The 20,077-nt window shown below is 42.3% G+C and carries 15 protein-coding genes; 13 read left to right on the top strand and 2 right to left on the bottom strand.

The annotated features are described in order from the left end of the window. Positions 1–30: 30 nt before the first annotated feature. From B3B27_RS03455 to B3B27_RS03440, 4 genes are all read left to right on the top strand, one after another. Positions 31–1,392, top strand: a complete 1,362-nt coding sequence (locus B3B27_RS03455) for a sigma-54-dependent transcriptional regulator (protein ID WP_327065923.1) — start codon at positions 31–33, stop codon at positions 1,390–1,392. A gap of 2 nt (positions 1,393–1,394) precedes the next feature. Next, positions 1,395–2,390, top strand: coding sequence for a sensor histidine kinase (locus tag B3B27_RS03450; RefSeq protein WP_286846827.1), 996 nt, complete (start codon positions 1,395–1,397; stop codon positions 2,388–2,390). Between the two features lie 286 nt (positions 2,391–2,676). Continuing rightward, positions 2,677–2,823 (top strand): hypothetical protein, encoded by a 147-nt coding sequence (locus tag B3B27_RS03445; RefSeq protein ID WP_238868927.1) that lies wholly within the window; start codon positions 2,677–2,679, stop codon positions 2,821–2,823. Between the two features lie 245 nt (positions 2,824–3,068). Next, positions 3,069–4,262 carry a pyridoxal phosphate-dependent aminotransferase gene (locus B3B27_RS03440; protein ID WP_238868928.1) on the top strand — a complete coding sequence of 398 codons (1,194 nt, stop codon included), beginning with the start codon at positions 3,069–3,071 and terminating at the stop codon, positions 4,260–4,262. 79 nt (positions 4,263–4,341) lie between these two features. On the opposite strand, the gene B3B27_RS03435 is transcribed toward B3B27_RS03440, so the two are convergent. Both B3B27_RS03435 and B3B27_RS03430 read right to left on the bottom strand, forming a co-directional pair. Beyond that, on the bottom strand, positions 4,342–5,193 hold the full coding sequence (locus tag B3B27_RS03435) for an endonuclease/exonuclease/phosphatase family protein (RefSeq protein WP_238868929.1): 852 nt from the start codon (positions 5,191–5,193) through the stop codon (positions 4,342–4,344). Between the two features lie 12 nt (positions 5,194–5,205). Then, the gene (locus B3B27_RS03430; RefSeq protein ID WP_286846826.1) at positions 5,206–5,982 is read right to left on the bottom strand and encodes an endonuclease/exonuclease/phosphatase family protein; all 777 of its coding nucleotides are present in this window, start codon (positions 5,980–5,982) and stop codon (positions 5,206–5,208) included. Positions 5,983–6,193: 211 nt separating this feature from the next. Here B3B27_RS03430 and ileS point away from each other — a divergent pair, with 211 nt between their 5' ends. From ileS to mutL, 9 genes are all read left to right on the top strand, one after another. Continuing rightward, on the top strand, positions 6,194–9,610 hold the full coding sequence (gene ileS / locus B3B27_RS03425) for an isoleucine--tRNA ligase (protein ID WP_238868932.1): 3,417 nt from the start codon (positions 6,194–6,196) through the stop codon (positions 9,608–9,610). 119 nt (positions 9,611–9,729) lie between these two features. Then, complete coding sequence (locus B3B27_RS03420; protein ID WP_238868935.1) at positions 9,730–10,110, top strand: TraR/DksA family transcriptional regulator; 381 nt, start codon at positions 9,730–9,732, stop codon at positions 10,108–10,110. Between the two features lie 93 nt (positions 10,111–10,203). Continuing rightward, on the top strand, positions 10,204–10,881 hold the full coding sequence (locus tag B3B27_RS03415) for a lipoprotein signal peptidase (RefSeq protein ID WP_238868936.1): 678 nt from the start codon (positions 10,204–10,206) through the stop codon (positions 10,879–10,881). Further along, positions 10,823–11,728: a DUF4296 domain-containing protein gene (locus B3B27_RS03410; RefSeq protein WP_238868938.1), complete on the top strand. Its 906-nt coding sequence runs from the start codon at positions 10,823–10,825 to the stop codon at positions 11,726–11,728. The genes B3B27_RS03415 and B3B27_RS03410 overlap by 59 nt, the downstream gene beginning before the upstream one ends. A gap of 99 nt (positions 11,729–11,827) precedes the next feature. Further along, positions 11,828–14,548 (top strand): pyruvate, phosphate dikinase, encoded by a 2,721-nt coding sequence (gene ppdK, locus B3B27_RS03405; protein WP_238868942.1) that lies wholly within the window; start codon positions 11,828–11,830, stop codon positions 14,546–14,548. A 278-nt stretch (positions 14,549–14,826) separates the two neighbouring features. Then, positions 14,827–16,191 carry a peptidylprolyl isomerase gene (locus B3B27_RS03400; RefSeq protein WP_238868944.1) on the top strand — a complete coding sequence of 455 codons (1,365 nt, stop codon included), beginning with the start codon at positions 14,827–14,829 and terminating at the stop codon, positions 16,189–16,191. A 17-nt stretch (positions 16,192–16,208) separates the two neighbouring features. Further along, complete coding sequence (locus tag B3B27_RS03395) at positions 16,209–17,834, top strand: OstA-like protein (RefSeq protein WP_238868946.1); 1,626 nt, start codon at positions 16,209–16,211, stop codon at positions 17,832–17,834. Between the two features lie 67 nt (positions 17,835–17,901). Beyond that, entirely contained in the window at positions 17,902–18,225 is a 324-nt protein-coding gene (locus B3B27_RS03390) for a hypothetical protein (RefSeq protein ID WP_238868949.1), read from the top strand. 16 nt (positions 18,226–18,241) lie between these two features. Beyond that, complete coding sequence (gene mutL, locus B3B27_RS03385) at positions 18,242–20,077, top strand: DNA mismatch repair endonuclease MutL (protein ID WP_286834049.1); 1,836 nt, start codon at positions 18,242–18,244, stop codon at positions 20,075–20,077.

Below are 20,077 nucleotides of genomic sequence, written 5' to 3'. Positions count from 1 at the left end.
ATGTTTGATAAGTTTTTTAATTCAACAACCATGACAACCAAACAAGGAAAAATACTCATCGTTGACGACAACGAAGACATCCTCTTCGCCCTCAATCTGCTGCTGCAGCCGCACGTGGAAAAGGTGAAAGTTACAACGCAACCCGAACGTATCGTGCATTTTATGGATACGTTCGCACCCGATGTGATTCTGCTCGATATGAACTTCACAAAAGATGCGGATAGCGGACAAGAAGGATTCTTTTGGCTCGAAAAAATAAAAGAAACAGACCCCGATGCTGTGGTGATTTTCGTAACGGCTTATTCCGATACCGAAAAAGCGGTGCAAGCCATAAAAGCCGGAGCTACCGACTTTATTCCCAAGCCGTGGGCAAAGGATAAATTACTGGCAACGGTGGCTTCAGCTGTGGAATTACGCCGCAAACGTACAGAAGTTTCGCAACTGAAAAAACAAGTGGCGGCTCTTGAGAGCAACCTTTCGTTTCCTGAAATCATCGGAGAAAGCGAAGTGATGCAATCGTTATTTGACACCATCGACAAACTGAAAAATACCGATGCCAACATCCTGATCTTGGGCGAAAACGGAACAGGAAAAGATTTGGTTGCCAACCTGCTTTATTGCTGCTCGCCACGTGCCGACAAACCGTTTGTACACATTGATTTAGGTGCAATTCCCGAAACGTTGTTCGAAAGCGAACTCTTCGGATACGAAAAAGGAGCATTTACCGATGCCAAAAAAGAAAAACAAGGTCGGTTTGAAATTGCATCGGGTGGCACGTTGTTTCTGGACGAAATCGGGAACCTCACGCTCGCCACGCAAATGAAACTGCTAACGGCTATTGAAAAACAACAAATTATGCGCCTTGGCGGCACTTCGCCCATCCATATAAACGTACGTTTGCTTTGCGCTACCAATGCCGATATTCACGCGATGGTGGATCGTAGCGAGTTTCGGCAAGATTTACTGTACCGCATCAACACCATCGAGTTGCACATTCCACCGCTTCGCGAACGCGGAAAAGATATTGAACTGCTTGCAGGTCATTTTCTGCATCGCTTCGCCAAGAAATATAAGAAAGACATCCGAAGCATTTCCACATCCGCTTTACGAAAATTAAATTCATATAATTGGCCCGGCAACGTGCGCGAATTGCAACACGCCATGGAGCGCGCCGTGATTTTGGCATCGGGATACACGCTTTCCGCCGATGATTTTATATTGAAACCGGCATCTGCCAGAAAATCGAAATCCGAAAACCTGAATCTGGAAGAATTGGAACAATCCACCATCGAAAAAGCGCTTGAACAGGCCGACGGGAACATGAGTCAAGCAGCAGAACTGTTGGGTATTACTAGATTTGCCTTATATCGGAAAATTGAAAAATATAAGTAAGCATGAAACTTCAAACTAAATATATCTTTTTCCTGAAAATAATAGCCATTATGCTATTATCGCTCATTGGTGCATGGATTTACCTGAGAGGGTTTTACTTCTCGTCAGCTTTGATATTGGTTGGAATTGTGGCGGTTGCGGTTTCCATGTATTTCGACCGAAAAAAACTGATTAGCCGCATGGAGCAATTGATTGCGGGTATTCGTCATTCCGACTTTTCCACGCATTTTGTTAGCAATACTTCAAACGACGAGTTTCATCAACTTTCGCAAGAAATGAACGAAGCACTCGATATTTTTCGCTCTCGCACGCATGATGCTATGATGGACGAAGCCGAGTCGCAAGCGTGGCAAAAACTTATCAGTGTGCTTACACACGAAATCATGAACAGCATCACGCCAATTATTTCTCTTTCCGAAACGCTCAGCGAACGCGAAACGCCCAACGAAGACGGTTCCGAAGAGTATCACGTCATGAAGCATGCGATGGAAACCATCCACCGGCGCAGCAAAGGATTGCTTTCGTTTGTTGAAAATTACCGCAAACTCACGCGGCTGCCTCAACCCACCGTTCAGCCCATTCACGTGCAATCCATGCTGAAATCCATGCAGCAATTAATAGCTCCTGGTGGCATTGAGTTTACGTATTCTGTTTATCCCGATCAACTTATTCTAAAGGCCGACAAGGGTATGACGGATCAATTGTTGCTCAATTTGCTAAAAAATGCCCATGAAGCTTGCGTTACACAATCTAAATCTAAAATCGACATAGAAGCCGTAAAGGTAGGCGACGAAATCCACATTTCGGTTTCCGATAACGGACAAGGTATTTCACCCGAAGCTATAGAGAAGATTTTTATCCCTTTTTATTCCACAAAGCCTTCCGGTTCTGGCATCGGATTGAGCATTTGTCGACAAATTATGTTACGACACAAAGGGAAGATAGTGGTAAGGTCAGATGAAAATGGAAGTAAGTTTACAATGGTTTTCCCAGGTTGATAAGCGACTACTTATCAACAATCTCTATATCTTTGTGAAAAAATCTATTGAGAATATGTTGTAAAACATATTTTTTGTTGTATCTTTGTGACGATTTAAATGGCAAGCGAGTTATTTGAAATCATTTTAGGTTATCAATTATTTACTGAAAGGGCTTCTTAATTAAACGGTTGCCGATGAATCATAACTTTTAAAGAACATTTTTAAGTTAAATGTGCAGAAGACAAGTACACTTGGGTAATGCTTTAACAGGGAAATGACTAAATTTTAATTGAAAGGAGAAATTATGACAATCAAAAGCCTGACAAAAGAAGAAATCTTGTCTCAGATAAAGTATCTGGAAAAGAACATCTCAAACGGATCTGCTACATATCGTACAAACAGATTGAACAGATTAAGAGTGTTGAAAGCCAGGTTGCGTTATGCAGGCTGAGGAAAATGACTATTTTGTCTTAAGCTGAGTAATCCAAATGTGGATTACGAAAGCTTTATTTTAGAATTTTACTACACATTATTATATATCTACATCAAGCTGCCTTTTGGCGGCTTTTTTTATTTTATATCTAAGAATAACCAAAAAAACTTGCCAATAATTTAGCACAAAGTGATTTTAATATTGTTTTTGTATATCTTTGTCTTGTAAATCTAACAAAAAGACTAAAAACATTGAAAATTATTATGGAATTATTATCTGCCAGACTAGCTGCCTTGTCGCCGTCGGAGACTTTTGCGATGGCTCAGAAAAGCAATGAACTGAAAGCTCAGGGCATTGATGTGATAAATATGAGTGTTGGTGAACCCGATTTTACCACTCCCGAGCATATAAAACAGGCAGCAAAAAAAGCTATCGATAATAATTTTTCATTCTACTCTCCTGTGCCCGGTTTCCCTGATCTGAAGAAAGCAATTTGCGATAAACTGAAAAATGAGAATGGACTGGATTATAGCCCGGCCCAAATTGTTGTATCCTGCGGAGCTAAACAATCGATCTGTAACGTAATCCTCTCAATTGTTGATAAAGAGGAGGAGGTTATTATTCCAGCTCCTTTTTGGGTAAGTTATCCGGAAATGGTGAAGTTGGCAGAAGGTAAATCTGTATTCGTTTATGCAGGGATCGATAAAGACTTTAAGATTACACCACAACAGTTGGAAGAAGCTATCACTCCCAAAACAAAAGCATTGATACTTTGTTCACCTTCAAATCCTACGGGAAGTGTTTATACCAAGCAGGAAATTAAAGCATTGTCTGATGTACTGGAAAAGCACAAGAACGTCTATGTAATTGCTGATGAGATCTATGAACATATCAATTATATCGGGAAACATGAGTCGATTGCTCAATTTGATTCAATCCGTGATCGTGTAGTTGTGGTGAACGGCGTATCAAAAGGGTATGCCATGACCGGTTGGCGTATAGGGTGGATAGCGGCTCCACAATGGATTGCTTCGGCATGCAGTATGTTACAGGGGCAATACACATCGGGAGCATCTTCAATCTCACAGAAAGCCGCTGAAGCAGCATATACCGGAGACCAGACCTGTGTGGATGAGATGAGAAAGGCGTTTGAAAGGCGAAGAAACCTTATTGTGGCCCTGCTTGAACAAATCGCGGGATTGAAGGTTAACAAACCTATGGGGGCATTTTATATTTTCCCCGAGTGCAGCAGTTACTTTGGTAAGTCTTATAATGGCAGAACCGTAAAAACTTCTTCCGATCTTGCTATGTACCTGCTTGAAGAGGCACACGTGGCGTGTGTTGGAGGGGATGCTTTCGGCGCTCCCGGATGTATTCGCTTATCGTATGCCATCTCCGACGAAAATATAACCAAGGCTGTTGCGCGGATTAAAGTGGCTTTGGAGAAACTATCCTGACTATTCTCAGATGAAAAAAATAAACCCTGCTTCCAGATGGAACCGGGGTTTGATTTTATTGGTATTTGGAGCACGTATGTCATAGTTTCGCCTCTATCATTACCGGGAAATGATCCGACGGAAAACGCCCGTACTGTATATCATTGAGAGTACCATATTTTTTCACAGTGATACCGGGTGTAATCCAGATATAGTCTATACGTCCTTTCATGGGAGCATCAGGCTTGAAAGAGTTGAAGGTGCCGGTTGTACCATAGGGAGGCTGTTCGGTTACCAGAAACGCATCTTTCAGTTTCCCCGAGTCGTATATAATCTGGATAGGCTCATCTTCGGGGGTCGCGTTAAAGTCTCCTGTAACAAAAGCTGGTGTGCTGCCGGCTATCTTTCTGATTCTGTCTATCAGTAACAACGATGAGTTTTTACGTGCTTCCCTTCCCTGGTGATCGAAGTGTGAGTTGAATACCAGGAACTCTTTTCCCGATTTCAGGTCCCTGAATTTTGCCCATGAACAGATGCGGTTGCAGCAGGTGGCATCCCACCCTTTACCCGGTACTTCAGGTTTTTCGGAAAACCAGAAATTGCCTTTATCCAACACTTCAAACCGTTTTTTCTTATATAGGATTGCAGAATGCTCACCTGAATCCTTTCCATCGTCACGCCCTGCACCTGCATAGGCGTATTCGTCCAACTCAACGATATCATCGAGCTGATGTTTAAAACCTTCCTGTGTACCTACAATATCCATGTCGTAAAAGCGGATCAACCCTTTAACCATCTCCTTTCTGTTTGGCCATGCATTCTCGCCGTCGCTGGGGGTGTCCATCCTCAGGTTGAAAGTGGCCACGTTTAGCGTTATCTTCTTTTTGTTTTGTGCCTGCAGAGATGCTAATGATACTGCTATAAGGCATATATATGCAAAGACTTTTCTCATTTTTTGAAAGTTTTAATTGTTGTCCTTTACTGAAACTGTTACCCATAGCGGAAGGTGGTCTGAGGCCATTAACTCATTTTCCACTTTTGTCTCTAACACATTGAAAACAAATTTAGGGTTATTCTTCACCATCACATAGTCGATACATTTTTTAGGATTATTAGCAGGGATTGTAGGTTGTAATGTATCATTCAAAACAGACCACGCCTTTAATAATTCCTGAATTTCTTCAGAGCCGGGGACGGCATTCAGGTCGCCTGCAAGGAAGACCGGTTTTGACGTGTAATTTTTTATCAGTTCATTGATTACATCGACCGATGCCATCCTGTCGGGCTGATTCAACGACCAGTGAGTGCAGCAGATCACATAATCGGGCATTTCAACAAGCAGCAGGCTTCGCTGTTCTTCACTGCCGGGCAACAGGACTGCTTCTTTACGCAGGGGCTTTTCTTTTGTCAGTATGCCTATCCCGTAACCACCTCCCTGATAATCTATAGATTTATTATAGGTGGCAAACATCCCTGTGCGTTTGGCTAGCTCATCAAGGACAATAAAACCTCCGCTCCTTTGGGTTGCGCTGTCGAGCTCCTGAATTGCCGCACAATCGGCATCAATACGCTTGATTACTGATGCAACACGGTTGTAATCGGTTACTTCGTCCATGCCGCGGGCGTTGCGAACATTGTAAGATAGGATTTTGACTGTCTCGGTTTTATTGTTGTTCCGATTCGTCCCGCAGCAGATCATTACTGATATGGCAAGTAATAGAAACAGGTTGATTTTATGCATAAGATTTATTTTATAAAATCCAAAAATAGGAAAATTTTATTACAAAGAAAAGTTGATTGGTTCAAAGAGCTTAATTTTATGAGCAATGTTATAAAATTATTCGCTTCTAAATGTTATTGCAGAAGCACTAATACCAATAAATCAATTGCCATTTCTCAATTTTTTGCTACCTTTGCAAATTAATTTTCTATCAGGTATAAATTCATTGACAATGAGTAAAAAATTTCCCGAATATAGCCATTTGGACCTTTCAGAAATAAACAGGGAGATGTTGGAAGTATGGGATGAGAAAGATGTTTTCAGGAAAAGTCTGGAAACACGTAAGGGACATCCCCAGTTCGTGTTTTATGAAGGGCCGCCGTCGGCAAACGGAATGCCTGGTATCCATCATGTGATTGCGCGAAGCATTAAAGATATTTTCTGTCGTTACAAAACAATGAAAGGCTATCTGGTAAACCGGAAAGCAGGGTGGGATACTCATGGATTGCCTGTGGAGCTGGGCGTGGAGAAGTCTTTGGGAATAACCAAGGAAGATATCGGAAAAGAGATCTCGGTAGAGCAGTACAATTCGGCATGTCGTACCGAGGTTATGAAATATACCAAAGAGTGGGAAGACCTTACACGAAAAATGGGTTACTGGGTGGATATGACCGATCCCTACATCACTTACGATAACCGCTATATAGAGACCCTGTGGTATCTTCTAAAAGAGTTGTATAAAAAAAATTATCTTTATAAAGGGTATACCATTCAGCCCTATTCGCCAGCAGCAGGAACCGGACTGAGCACACATGAGCTTAATCAGCCCGGGTGTTACAAGGATGTGAAGGATACAACATGTACTGCGCAGTTTCTTATCAAGGATCCTCTCCCTGAGTGGACGGAATTTGGTGAGCCATTCTTTCTGGCATGGACAACAACACCTTGGACCTTGCCGTCGAATATGCTGCTTGCAGTAGGGAAGAATATTGAATATGTGGCAGTACAGTCTTATAATCAGTACACAGGCAAGCCAATTACCGTTATACTTGCCAAAAACTTACTGAGCTTATACTTCCCTCCTAAAAATGAGGGGCTTCCGTTAGATAGTTACAAACCCGGGGACAAGAATATTCCTTTCAGGGTTATTGACAAGGTTTGGGAAGGTTCCAAGCTGGAGGGAATACGCTATGAGCAACTGATCCCTTGGGTGAAAGTGACTGATGAAGCGTTTAAGGTGGTTACCGGTGATTTTGTAACCACAGAAGACGGAACGGGCATCGTGCATATTGCTCCCACCTTTGGTGCTGATGACGCAAGAGTTGGCAAGGAGAACAATATACCGGGATTACTGCTTACCGATAAAGAGGGCAACCTTCGCCCCATGGTTGACCTGACAGGGAAGTTTTTCCGGCTCGAAGAGCTTGATCAGCTGTTTGTAAAGAACAATATTAACGAAGGGCTTTACAGGGAGTATGCAGGACGTTATGTGAAAAATGAGTACGATGACTCTCTAACTGAAGATGATGCTACCCTTGATGTTGATCTCTCGGTAATGCTTAAACAGCAGAACCGTGCGTTTCGAATAGAGAAACAGGTGCATAATTATCCTCACTGCTGGCGTACGGATAAGCCTGTTTTGTACTATCCGCTTGACAGCTGGTTTATACGTACTACCGCATGTCGCGACACTATGATAGAGCTTAATAACACCATCAACTGGAAGCCCCAGTCAACTGGGACCGGACGTTTCGGGAAGTGGTTGGAAAATCTGCAGGACTGGAATCTGAGTCGGAGCCGCTACTGGGGAACACCTTTACCTATATGGCGTACCGAAGACGGCAAAGAGGAGAAATGTATCGGTTCGGTAAAGGAGCTTTTCGAAGAAATGCAGAAGTCGATAGATGCCGGCATAATGAATGAGCTCCCATGGAAAGGGCTGAATCTGAAAGAGTATAAAGAGCTGGCGTATGATAAAATTGACCTGCACCGTCCGTATGTTGACAATATAGTTTTGGTTTCCGAAAGTGGCCGGCCAATGAAGCGGGAGCTTGACCTAATTGATGTGTGGTTCGACAGTGGTGCGATGCCGTTCGCTCAGGTATTTTATCCGCATATTCCGGATGAGGAATTCCGGAAAGTATATCCGGCCGATTTTATTGCTGAAGGAGTGGATCAGACACGTGGCTGGTTTTATACCCTTCATGCCATCTCTTCTATGGTTATGGGGAGCGTTGCATTTAAAAATGTGATTTCCAATGGGCTGGTACTCGACAAGAACGGCAATAAGATGTCAAAACGTCTTGGCAATGCCGTTGATCCTTTCGAAACCATTGAGAAGTACGGATCCGATCCGTTGCGCTGGTATATGATTACCAATGCTGCTCCGTGGGATAATCTGAAGTTCGATATAGAGGGTGTGGAAGAGGCAAGGCGAAAGTTCTTCGGGACACTGTACAATACCTATTCCTTTTTCGTTTTATATGCCAATGTAGATGATTTCAGGGACCAGTATCCGCAGATAGATATAGAAAAACGTCCAGAGATAGATCGTTGGATAATTTCACTGCTGAATTCTCTGGTAAAGGAGGTTGATCAGGGGTATTGCTCGTATGAGCCAACCAAAGCCGGCCGAGCAATTTCAGATTTTGTGAACGATAATCTCAGCAACTGGTACGTGCGCCTGAACCGGAAACGTTTCTGGGGAGGAGAGATGACAAATGACAAGCTTTCTGCATATCAAACGCTTTACCAATGTCTGATAACTGTGGCAAAGCTGATGGCACCCATAGCACCATTTTATGCCGATAAATTGTACCTCGACCTGATTTCAGCTACTGATTGCAATAAAATTGAGTCGGTACACCTTGCCGATTTCCCGCAGTGTGATGATTCGCTGATTGACAAAGCACTTGAAGAGCAGATGTATTTAGCTCAGGCAGCATCTTCTATTGTGCTTGCATTGCGTAGGAAAGTGAATATTAAAGTGCGTCAGCCGCTCTCTAAAATATTGATTCCTGTAGAGGATGAGGAACAGAAAAAGTATATCAGGGCAGTTGAACCTCTCATCCTAAGCGAAGTTAATGTAAAGGAAATCAAGTTTGTAGATTCTGCAAATGAGATGCTGGTAAAACGTGTAAAGCCCGACTTTAAAAAACTTGGACCGCGATACGGAAAAATAATGAAACAGCTGGCGGTAAAAATTCAGGAACTTAATAACAGTGATATTCGTGAACTGGAAAAAAACGGTTCATTAATGATAAATGTTGACGGGCAAAATGTTGTTGTTTGTCAGGATGATGTTGAAATTATTTCCGAAGATATTCCCGGATGGCTGGTAGCCAACGAGGGGCGACTAACTGTTGCGTTGGATATTACGCTCACTGAAGACCTCCGCAATGAGGGCCTCGCGCGGGAGCTGGTGAATAGAATACAAAACCTACGTAAAGCGAAGAATTTTGAAATTACCGATAGGATCATAATTAAAGTTTCAGCCAATCCGGTATTTGATGAAGCCATAAAAGACTATGACGGATACATTAAAAATCAGGTACTGGCCGATGATATTTTTATCGTTGATAATCATCTGGAGGATGAAATAGAGATTGATGAATACTCTTTGACCATAAGCATACATAAAAACTGTTGAGAATTATCTGTTTTATATGTATATTTGTGCAAGAATTTACAAGTGAACAAAATATAACGGCGGTTGTTGTAGTTAAACTCTGATTCCAATAAGAGACACAGCCATAAACATCAATTATTATGAGCGAGAAGACAAAATATTCGGAAGAGGAATTGGAAGAATTCCGTGCAATCATTAACGAGAAATTACAGGTAGCACGACAGGAATATGAAAATTATCGTGCGGCTGTAACTAATACCGACGGTAACGATACGGTAGATACATCACCAACTTATAAGGTGTTGGAGGAGGGGGCTTCAACGCTCTCGAAAGAGGAAGCAGGCAGGCTGGCTCAACGTCAGATGAAATTCATCCAGAATTTGCAGGCAGCTCTGGTGCGTATAGAAAATGGCACATACGGAATCTGCCGTGAGACCGGTAAGTTGATCCCAAAAGAGCGTCTTCGCGCAGTACCTCATGCCACGTTGAGCATAGAGGCCAAATCAAAGAAGAAGAAATAACAGCTCGATAATGAAGATATTATTGGTGTCGGCAGTTTCAGAAGAGATTGGGCTATTTTCCATTAATTTATTAAATGCCCGTAAATTTACTTTATGAAAAGTAGTACAAAAAAGGCATGGACAGCACTATTGGTTGTTGTTTTAGTCCTTCTCGCAGACCAGCTTTCCAAAATATGGGTAAAGACACATATGGGGCTTAATGATACCATTGACATTACCGAATGGTTTAAAATCTATTTCGTAGAGAACAATGGGATGGCTTTCGGTATCGAAGCCGGTGGAAAACTATTCCTTTCACTTTTCAGGATTATTGCAGTTATATTTATAATTGTATTTCTTTCGAGACTTATAAAAGAGAATTACAAAACCGGTTTTATTGCATGTATTGCGCTAGTTCTGGCCGGTGCGTCGGGTAATATCATAGACAGTCTGTTCTATGGGGTTATTTTCGAATCGAGTTATCCCGGACATGTGGCTTCGTTTGTACCATGGGGAGAAGGCTATTCGTCACTACTTCACGGTAAGGTGGTTGATATGCTATATTTCCCCCTGTTTAGTGGCACTTTCCCCGGTTGGGTCCCAATTGTCGGGGGAGAAGATTTTCTCTTTTTCAGGTTTATTTTCAATATTGCTGATTCGGCCATCACGGTAGGTGTTATTCTGATTCTACTTTTCTACAGAAGAACGCTGTCATACGCATTACTGTCGAAAAATGAACGTGAAAAAATCGATAAAAAGCAACAGGAAAAAGGAAGTACAGGTGAAATGTAGGTTCGTCCAATATCTTTTTTTATTCACGGTAGTGGCTGGAATAATCTCATCCTGCCAGAACCGGCCGGGAGAAGTCTTGAACCGGAAGCAGATGGAACGACTGATGTACGATGTGTATGTTGCTGAAGCAACCATGGAAAACGATTATCAGAATTTTGACACCCCTGAGAAGAAGGAGGCTTACATCCGGAGAGTATTCAAGGCTCATAAAACAACTCAGGATCAATGGGATACATCGTTGTCGTGGTATTCTGACAGGATTGATATCTATCTGAAGATGAACGACTCGGTGAAAGCACGCATACAGAGGGATCGTCAAAAGGTTGATGCTGAAGTGGCCCGTCAATATGCACTTCAAAATACAGACCCCGCCTATCTTTCTCCATCTTTTATTCCCTCTTTCTACCAGTTCTCAAAAACAGACATGGGTAGAGGCTTCAGGTTCAAACTTGATTCTGTTGAAATTTTCTCCAAAATTACCGAAGATCATTTCTCGTTCACATTTAGTGTTACAGGCATCCCTCCTGTGTTCACTTCCCCTTTTGCATCGCTTATAATTATGGACTACCGGGATACAACAATTTATCTATCTCAGCAGATCAAAGAGAACATAATGTATAATTTCCCCGTAAATAAATATATTGATGGGGATACACTTTCACAAATAGCAGGTTTTGTTCATCTACAAGATTCAACCAGTATTAACCGTAACATCCAGCTATACAATATTTCCCTGGGGAACATGCAAAAAAAACTAGCTGTTGCCGATTCCACGGTTGATATTCCGGTACATGTGAACAGAGAATTGATTAAAATGGATAGTGACAAAAAAATCGAAAAACCATAAAATAATGATCTGCTTTTTGACAAATCACTATATTTGCCGGGTGCAATTCACAAAAAAACTATAAGTTTTAATATTTAATTTAATATAACTTTACATCAGATGGAAAGAAAGAGAGTTTACACCTTTGGAAACGGCGCAGCCGAAGGGAGAGCAGATATGAAAAACCTGCTCGGAGGAAAAGGAGCAAACCTTGCTGAAATGAATTTGATTGGTGTTCCGGTTCCTCCCGGATTTACTATTACCACTGAAGTTTGTACTGAGTACAACGAATTGGGAAAGGAGTATGTGATCGGCGTATTAAAAGATGAGGTTGAGAGCGCAGTTTCACGTATAGAAGAGCTGACAGGAACTAAGTTTGGCGATAAGAATAATCCATGCCTGGTTTCTGTACGTTCCGGAGCACGTGTCTCTATGCCGGGTATGATGGATACCGTGTTAAACCTTGGCTTAAACGATGATGCCGTTGAAGGGATAGCCGTGAAATCGGGTAATGACCGTTTCGCATGGGACTCATACCGCCGCTTTGTACAAATGTATGGTGATGTGGTATTGGGGATGAAACCGCAAAGTAAGGAAGATATTGACCCTTTTGAAGAGATCATGGATGAAATGAAGTTATCAAAAGGTGTGGAGCTGGATACAGATCTTACAACTGAAGACCTGAAAGAGCTGGTTAAGAGATTTAAGGTGGCAGTAAAGGAGAAAACCGGGCACGATTTTCCCGTCGATCCATGGGATCAGTTATGGGGAGCTGTCTGTGCAGTTTTCGACAGCTGGATGAACGAAAGGGCGATCCTCTATCGCAAAATGAACAATTTCCCCGAAGAGTGGGGTACTGCCGTCAACGTTCAGGCAATGGTTTATGGTAACATGGGAAAGACTTCGGGTACGGGTGTTGCATTTACCCGTGATGCGGCAACGGGCGAAGATATTTTCAACGGAGAGTATCTGATAGATGCACAGGGGGAAGATGTAGTATCGGGGGTTCGTACGCCTCAGCAGATAACAATTGAAGGATCTCGTCGCTGGGCTAAACTGCAAGGTATATCTGAGGAGGAACGTGCAGCGCAATACCCTTCACTGGAGGAGGCTCTTCCAGAATGTGCAAAAGAGCTTATAGATGTTCAGCAAAAACTGGAAGACTATTTTAAAGATATGCAGGACCTGGAATTTACCATTCAGGATGGGAAGCTTTGGATTCTTCAGACCCGTAGCGGAAAACGTACCGGAGCAGCAATGGTAAAGATTGCTATGGATATGTTGAAACAGGGATATATAGATGAAAAAACTACACTTAGACGCTGTGATCCGGAGAAGTTGGATGAACTGCTGCACCCTGTCTTCCACAAAAAAGCATTGGCAAGTGTAAAACCGGTTACCAGCGGACTTCCGGCATCACCAGGTGCTGCCGCGGGGCAAATAGTGTTCCATGCCGATGAAGCAGAAGAGTGGAGCAAAGAGGGCAAGAAGGTAATTCTCTGCCGTATAGAGACCTCTCCTGAAGATTTGCGCGGAATGGCATCCTCGCAGGGTATACTTACTACTCGTGGAGGAATGACCTCACACGCCGCAGTAGTAGCAAGAGGTATGGGTAAGTGCTGCGTATCAGCAGCCAATAACCTGTTTATCGATTATAAAGCGCGTATAATGACTATTAACGGCAAGGAACTGAAAGAGGGTGACTGGATCTCCCTTGACGGATCTACCGGAAATGTGTATGAAGGCAAAATTCAGACTCAGGATGCCGAACTTGATGATAATTTCAGAGAGTTGATGCTGTTAGCAGATAAATATGCACGTATGGATGTAAGGACCAATGCTGATACACCTCACGATGCTATCGTTGCGCGTAATTTTGGGGCTAAGGGGATTGGGTTGTGCCGCACAGAGCATATGTTCTTCGAAGAAGACAAGATTGTTCCTATGCGAGAGATGATTCTAGCCAAGAATGAGGAGGGGCGGCGTAAAGCACTTGAAAAACTGCTCCCATTGCAGAAAAAGGATTTTATTGGAATATTTAAAGCGATGGACGGACTTGCCGTTACCATTCGCCTTCTTGATCCGCCGTTGCATGAATTTGTTCCTCACGATGAAAAAGGACAAATGGAGATGGCCAAAGTTATGGGTATATCATATAAAGATATACATGAGCGTGTGGAAGGGCTTATGGAGTCAAACCCCATGCTTGGATTGCGTGGCTGTCGCCTGGGGAACCTATACCCCGAGATCACAGAGATGCAGACACGAGCCATCATGGAGGCTGCTATTGAACTGAAAAAGGAGGGCGTAGAAGCCTTTCCTGAGATCATGGTGCCATTAACAGGTATCGTCTTTGAGTTCAAAGCCCAGAAAGATATCATCGAAAAAACCATTCAACAGGTGTTCGCTGAAAATAACGACTCTGTGGACTATAAGATCGGGACAATGATTGAAATTCCGCGTGCAGCGCTTACCGCCCACAAGATCGCTCAGGAGGCTGATTTTTTCTCTTTTGGGACAAATGACCTTACACAGATGACATTCGGTTATAGCCGCGACGACGTTGCCAAGTTTCTGCCGATGTATATAGACAAGGGCATCCTAAAACAGGATCCTTTTGCTGTTCTCGACCAGAACGGTGTTGGACAACTTGTTCGCATGGCAGTCCAGAAAGGACGTGAGGTGCGCCCGACGCTTAAATGTGGTATATGTGGTGAGCATGGCGGCGAACCTTCATCGGTGAAATTCTGTCATACTGTGGGACTGAACTATGTTTCATGTTCTCCTTTCCGCGTACCAATTGCACGTTTGGCTGCAGCACAAGCTGCAATTGAAGGGTAAAGAAAAAGCCCTTCTGTGATATATAAATTATGCACAGGGCCCCTGTACACCGGGGCTTTGTGTGTTTTTTTAACTCTTTATCTAAATATCAGCAAAAAAAAGGGAAGCAGATATATATTTTTAAGCCATTTCCGAACCCAAACAACATTTGTACTGTTATTTATACGGAATAAAAAACATCTTCCCCTATTTTCATAACTTTTAATATATGATTGGTAGGCTTATACATGTAATATAAGTAATTTTACACTTCGTATTTATAAACCAATGAAAAGAGAATGAATTATTCAATAAAAATGCTTTTTGTTTTAGTTGCTTTTGTAGTTGTGCAACAACTCATCTCACAAAACAATGTTATAGATGAAATTGTATGGGTTGTTGGCGACGAGGCTATCCTGAAATCGGAGGTAGAGGAGTACCGTAAGGATATACTTATGCAAAATCAACGTATCGAGGGTGATCCCTACTGCTTTATTCCCGAACAACTGGCCATACATAAACTTTTTCTCGATCAGGCTAAGCTAGACAGTATTGAAGTGCAGCAGTCGAATGTGAATCGCGAACTTGAATACACTATCAATAATTATATTTCTTCTATCGGATCTGTTGAACGGCTGGAGGAGTATTTTGGGAAAAGTATTGCCTCTATACGGGAAGATCTTCGCGAACAGATCAGAGAGCAACAGTTGATACAAGGGGTGCAACAAAAGCATTTTGGCAATATTCAGCTGGCACCATCCGAAATTCGTAAATTTTACAACAGTTTACCGCAGGACAGCCTCCCATTTATTCCAACCGCCGTGGAGGTGCAGATAATAACTGTGGAACCTGAAATACCATTGTCGGAGATAGATAATGTGAAGGGCAGGTTACGCGAATATACCGACCAGATTAACCGTGGAGAAAAAGAGTTTTCCACACTGGCTCTGTTGCATTCCGAGGATCCTTCGGCCATTAAAGGAGGCGAGCTTGGCTTTATGAACCGCTCTGGATTCGTTCCCGAATTTTCTAACGTTGCTTTTGCATTAAGTGATCCCAAGAAAGTGTCTAACATTGTGGAAACAGAATATGGTTTTCACATTATACAGCTTATTGAACGCAGAGGTGATATGGGCAATTTCCGGCATATATTGCTTAAGCCCAAAGTGCCACAGGAGTCGCTTGATACGGCATTGGTCAGGTTAGACTCCATCAGGGGAGGGATTATGAGTAAAAAAATCACCTTTGAAGATGCAGCAACATATCTTTCTGCAGACAAAGATACCAGGAACAATAAAGGTATAATGGTGAACAATGTACCCAGGAGCTCTAATTACGGTACACCGAGGTTTGCTCTGAATGAGCTGAACCAGGATATTGCCAAGATTGCTGGCGAAATGAAAGAGGGGGAGGTGTCAGGGCCGTTTATCATGATAAATGACAAAGGCAGGCAGGTGGCAGCTATTGTAAAGATTACCGATCGAAACGAAGGTCATCGTGCCAATATCAACAACGATTATCAGGTCATTAAACAGATGGCTGAGAATGCCAAGCAGCAGCGGCTTGTGGATGATTGGCTGCAGGCTAAGATTGAAAAGACATACGTTCGTATAGACCCTGACTGGCAGGGATGTGAGTACAAATATAAAGGCTGGTTAAAGTAACCCCTTTTTTCAGGTATATGAATAGATCTGTTTCACAATTTTTACTGGGAAGCGCGCTTCTCATGGGTGTGTTTTTCCTTGTCATGGAATCGGTCAAAGCCCAACAGCCATCATCCGGAAAACCCATTAATGACTCTAAAACCCAGATTGTTGAAATGAAACAAGCCGATTTGTGGAATAAGAGGGATGGATTCAGTGCCGAGATTCTTATTGGCAATGTGATTTTCTTTCATGATGGCGCATTCATGTATTGTGATAGTGCTTATCTTTTCCAGCAGACCAACTCTTTTGAGGCATTCGGCAACGTTAGGATGGAGCAGGGTGATACCATCTTTGTATATGGCGATTATCTGCATTATAACGGCAATACACGACTGGCCAGGCTTCGGGATAACATTCGGATGGAAGACAGGACTGCAACACTCTTTACCGACAGCCTCGACTACGACCGTGTAGCAAACTTAGGCTACTATTTCGATGGAGGTATGCTGGTTGATGATAAGAATGAGCTGACGTCCTATTGGGGTCAGTATAACCCAGATACAAAAGAGGCTTTGTTCAGTGACAGCGTTAAGTTGATAAACGAAAAATACACCATATATTCCGATACGCTGAAATATAACACGGAATCAAAATATGCAGATATCCTGGGCCCCTCCAGGATTGTATCGGACAGTGGTTATGTTATTACCAGCAACGGGTGGTATAATACCGTGACTGAGGATTCACGCCTGCTTGATCGTTCTGAAATTTACAGTAACGACGGAACAAAAATCCTGATTGGAGACACTATCCTGTATAACCGTCAAACAGGAGAGGGTGAGGTGTTTGGCCATATGTTTCTTGAGGACAAGGTGAGAAAAACAATCCTACAGGGGAATTATGGTTTTTACAATGAAAAAACCGAGTATGGATTAGCTTCTGATTCAGCATTTGCAATCGACTATTCGCAGAAAGAGAGCTTGTTTGTTCACGGAGACACACTCATCATGAGTACAGACTCAACATACCGGGATATCAAAACTTTTTACAACGTACGCTTTTACAGGTCAGATCTTCAGGGTGTGTGCGACTCTATGCTCTACTCTTCACGCGACTCAATGGTGTATATGAATGGAGACCCCGTAATATGGAGTGAGAATAACCAGATACTGGGTAATCAGATAAATGTTTATCTGAATGACTCAACTATAGAAAAAGCTATTGTAAAAGATTATGCCCTTGCAATTCAGGACAGAGGAGAGGAAAATCAGTTCAATCAGTTGAGCGGAAGAGATATGACAGCATTTTTCAGAGATGGCAATGTGTATTATGTGCTGGTGGAGGGCAATGCCGAATCGTTGTACTATCTGGTAAAAGAGGATAGTACTATTATAGGGCTGAATAAAACAGAAAGCGCCTATCTGTCAATGGATATTGAAGGCAATAAAATCAAGAAACTGAAAATGTGGTCATCTACGTCTGCAGTAACCAATCCACTACCGCTACTCAAACCTGATGAGTTGCATTTGAAAGGATTTATCTGGCTTGATTATCTGCGTCCCTCCGGCTCTGACGATATATTCCGCATTAATGAGAGACGTGGTTCAGAAGCTGTAGAGCCCCGCCAGAAACGTTTCGAAAGAGAAGACATAACACTGTAGTGTGTGATTTGTCAATTTTAAAGGTATTCTTTACTTTTGTATTATTAAAAAATATCATTTATTACTTATGGCCACTTTTTTTTTCTATAATAACAGAAAACCGCGAAAATTCAATTATAAACCTATTCTGTATAATCCGGAAGAAGAGGCTCGTAAGGAGAGGCTGCAAAAACGTATTGAGGAAATTAAAAGAGAGATGGGCGTGTTGCCACCTGAGGAGGAAAAAGATAAGAAAGATTTTAAGACGGAATTCATATCCCAAACTCACTATCTGAGGAAACGAAAAGAAAGGGAGAAAGAAGGACGGCAAACAATTTTCTCTAACAACCTATTACTCATCGTTATTCTTTTAATACTTCTTGCAATTTTTGTTTTCTGGTTTTTGCGGTAAATATAACATCCTAATAATGTCAGACATAATAAATTTACTCCCTGATTCCATAGCAAATCAAATAGCAGCAGGAGAAGTAATCCAACGCCCCGCTTCTGTGGTGAAGGAATTAGTTGAAAACTCACTTGACGCGGGTGCTACCCATATTCAAATATACATAAAAGATGCCGGGCGCACACTAATACAGGTGATTGATAATGGCAGAGGTATGTCGGCTACCGATTTGAGGATGTCGTTTGAGCGACATGCTACTTCTAAAATCAGGAGTGTTGATGATCTTTTTGCACTCACTACAATGGGATTCCGAGGTGAGGCACTTCCTTCAATCGCGGCAATTTCTCAAATTGAGGCTAAGAGCCGAAGGACAGAAGATGAGCTGGGCTCATTGCTGGTTATTTCCGGTTCTAAACTTGAAAAACAGGAAATAGTTGCCTGTGCAGAAGGTACATCTGTTTCAGTAAAAAATATTTTTTTCAATGTTCCCGCAAGACGAAAATTCCTGAAATCCAATGAAACAGAACGTCGGAATATATTCTCCGAAGTTGAACGTATCGTGCTGGTCAATCCCGATGTAGAGTTTACCCTTATTGAAAATGATGTGGAGACTTTGCATCTTCCAAAAGCGGGATTAAGACAACGTATTGTACAAATGGAGGGGAAGAACGTTAATCAGCAGTTGATAGAGATAGATGAGGATACAACATTAGGAAAAATACACGGGTATGTAGGACGTCCCGAATTTGCCAAAAAAAGGAGAGCGAGCCAGAACTTCTTCGTCAACAACCGGTATATCCGCCATCCCTATTTTCACAGGGCTGTGATGGCCGCATTTGAGCCGTTGATAGCTCCAAATGAAAAGCCGGCTTACTATATATATTTTCAGGTAGATCCCGATACAATTGATGTAAACATTCACCCTACAAAGACAGAGGTGAAGTTCGAAAACGAACAGGCTCTCTGGCAAATTTTAATGGTTACGATAAAAGAGTCACTTGGAAAGTTCAATGCTATTCCAAGTATCGATTTCGACAGGGATGATGCTCCGGAAATACCCATTTTTGACTCATCACGCAGCTCTCCAATGCCAAAAGTGAGCTTCGACCCTGACTACAATCCCTTCCGAAGCCCTCATTCTGCAACTCAGAAAGCATCTTCACCTGTTTTTGGGTGGGAGCAGATTTATAGAGGTTTTGAAAATGAGAAACAGTATATTGCCGATTCAGATGGAGACACCAACAAAACACTCTTCAAGACGGCAGGGGCAGATCATAATATGTCTGATGCCGATCTCTTTCCTGAGCATTATCAGTACAAACAAAAATATATTCTCACATCTGTTAAATCAGGACTGATGATAATAGATCAGCACAGGGCTCATATACGCATACTTTTTGATAAGTATCTGGAAGAGATCAAAAACAGGAAAGGTGTTTCTCAAAGGGTCCTGTTCCCTGATGTGCTGGAGCTATCTGCATCAGAGGCATCTGTATTACCATCCATAACAGATGATATTGAAGCACTTGGCTTTGAATTGAGCGATCTTGGAAATAACTGCTTTGCTATTCAGGGCATTCCTTCAGAAATTGAAAATGCCGATCCGTCGTTACTCATTCGTTCCATGATTGGTAAAAGCCTGGAAACCGCAAGTGATGTGAAATCAGATATTCAGGAGTCTATTGCTCTTTCACTAGCTTGCCTGACTGCCATTCCACATGGAAGGACGTTAACATCTGAAGAGATGTTGCTTATTGTAAGTCAGCTCTTTGCCACTAAGACACCTACTTATACCCCAGACGGGCAAACAATAATAAGCGTACTTTCGGAAGCTGAAATTGAAAAAAAAATGCATTAA

Origin of the sequence: Proteiniphilum sp. UBA5463 (assembly GCF_002427225.1) — a bacterium.
GTDB classification, from domain to species: Bacteria; Bacteroidota; Bacteroidia; order Bacteroidales; family Dysgonomonadaceae; genus Proteiniphilum; species Proteiniphilum propionicum.
This window is presented reverse-complemented; position numbering and strand designations above follow the sequence as displayed.

Coding starts and splice junctions, on each gene's coding strand:
- ileS (WP_238868932.1), top strand. CDS start 6,194: ATGAGTAAAAAATTTCCCGAATATAGCCATTTGGACCTTTCAGAAATA.
- B3B27_RS03395 (WP_238868946.1), top strand. CDS start 16,209: ATGAATAGATCTGTTTCACAATTTTTACTGGGAAGCGCGCTTCTCATG.
- B3B27_RS03450 (WP_286846827.1), top strand. CDS start 1,395: ATGAAACTTCAAACTAAATATATCTTTTTCCTGAAAATAATAGCCATT.
- B3B27_RS03440 (WP_238868928.1), top strand. CDS start 3,069: ATGGAATTATTATCTGCCAGACTAGCTGCCTTGTCGCCGTCGGAGACT.
- B3B27_RS03445 (WP_238868927.1), top strand. CDS start 2,677: ATGACAATCAAAAGCCTGACAAAAGAAGAAATCTTGTCTCAGATAAAG.
- B3B27_RS03415 (WP_238868936.1), top strand. CDS start 10,204: ATGAAAAGTAGTACAAAAAAGGCATGGACAGCACTATTGGTTGTTGTT.
- B3B27_RS03455 (WP_327065923.1), top strand. CDS start 31: ATGACAACCAAACAAGGAAAAATACTCATCGTTGACGACAACGAAGAC.
- B3B27_RS03410 (WP_238868938.1), top strand. CDS start 10,823: ATGAACGTGAAAAAATCGATAAAAAGCAACAGGAAAAAGGAAGTACAG.
- ppdK (WP_238868942.1), top strand. CDS start 11,828: ATGGAAAGAAAGAGAGTTTACACCTTTGGAAACGGCGCAGCCGAAGGG.
- B3B27_RS03400 (WP_238868944.1), top strand. CDS start 14,827: ATGAATTATTCAATAAAAATGCTTTTTGTTTTAGTTGCTTTTGTAGTT.
- mutL (WP_286834049.1), top strand. CDS start 18,242: ATGTCAGACATAATAAATTTACTCCCTGATTCCATAGCAAATCAAATA.
- B3B27_RS03435 (WP_238868929.1), bottom strand. CDS start 5,193: ATGAGAAAAGTCTTTGCATATATATGCCTTATAGCAGTATCATTAGCA.
- B3B27_RS03430 (WP_286846826.1), bottom strand. CDS start 5,982: ATGCATAAAATCAACCTGTTTCTATTACTTGCCATATCAGTAATGATC.
- B3B27_RS03420 (WP_238868935.1), top strand. CDS start 9,730: ATGAGCGAGAAGACAAAATATTCGGAAGAGGAATTGGAAGAATTCCGT.
- B3B27_RS03390 (WP_238868949.1), top strand. CDS start 17,902: ATGGCCACTTTTTTTTTCTATAATAACAGAAAACCGCGAAAATTCAAT.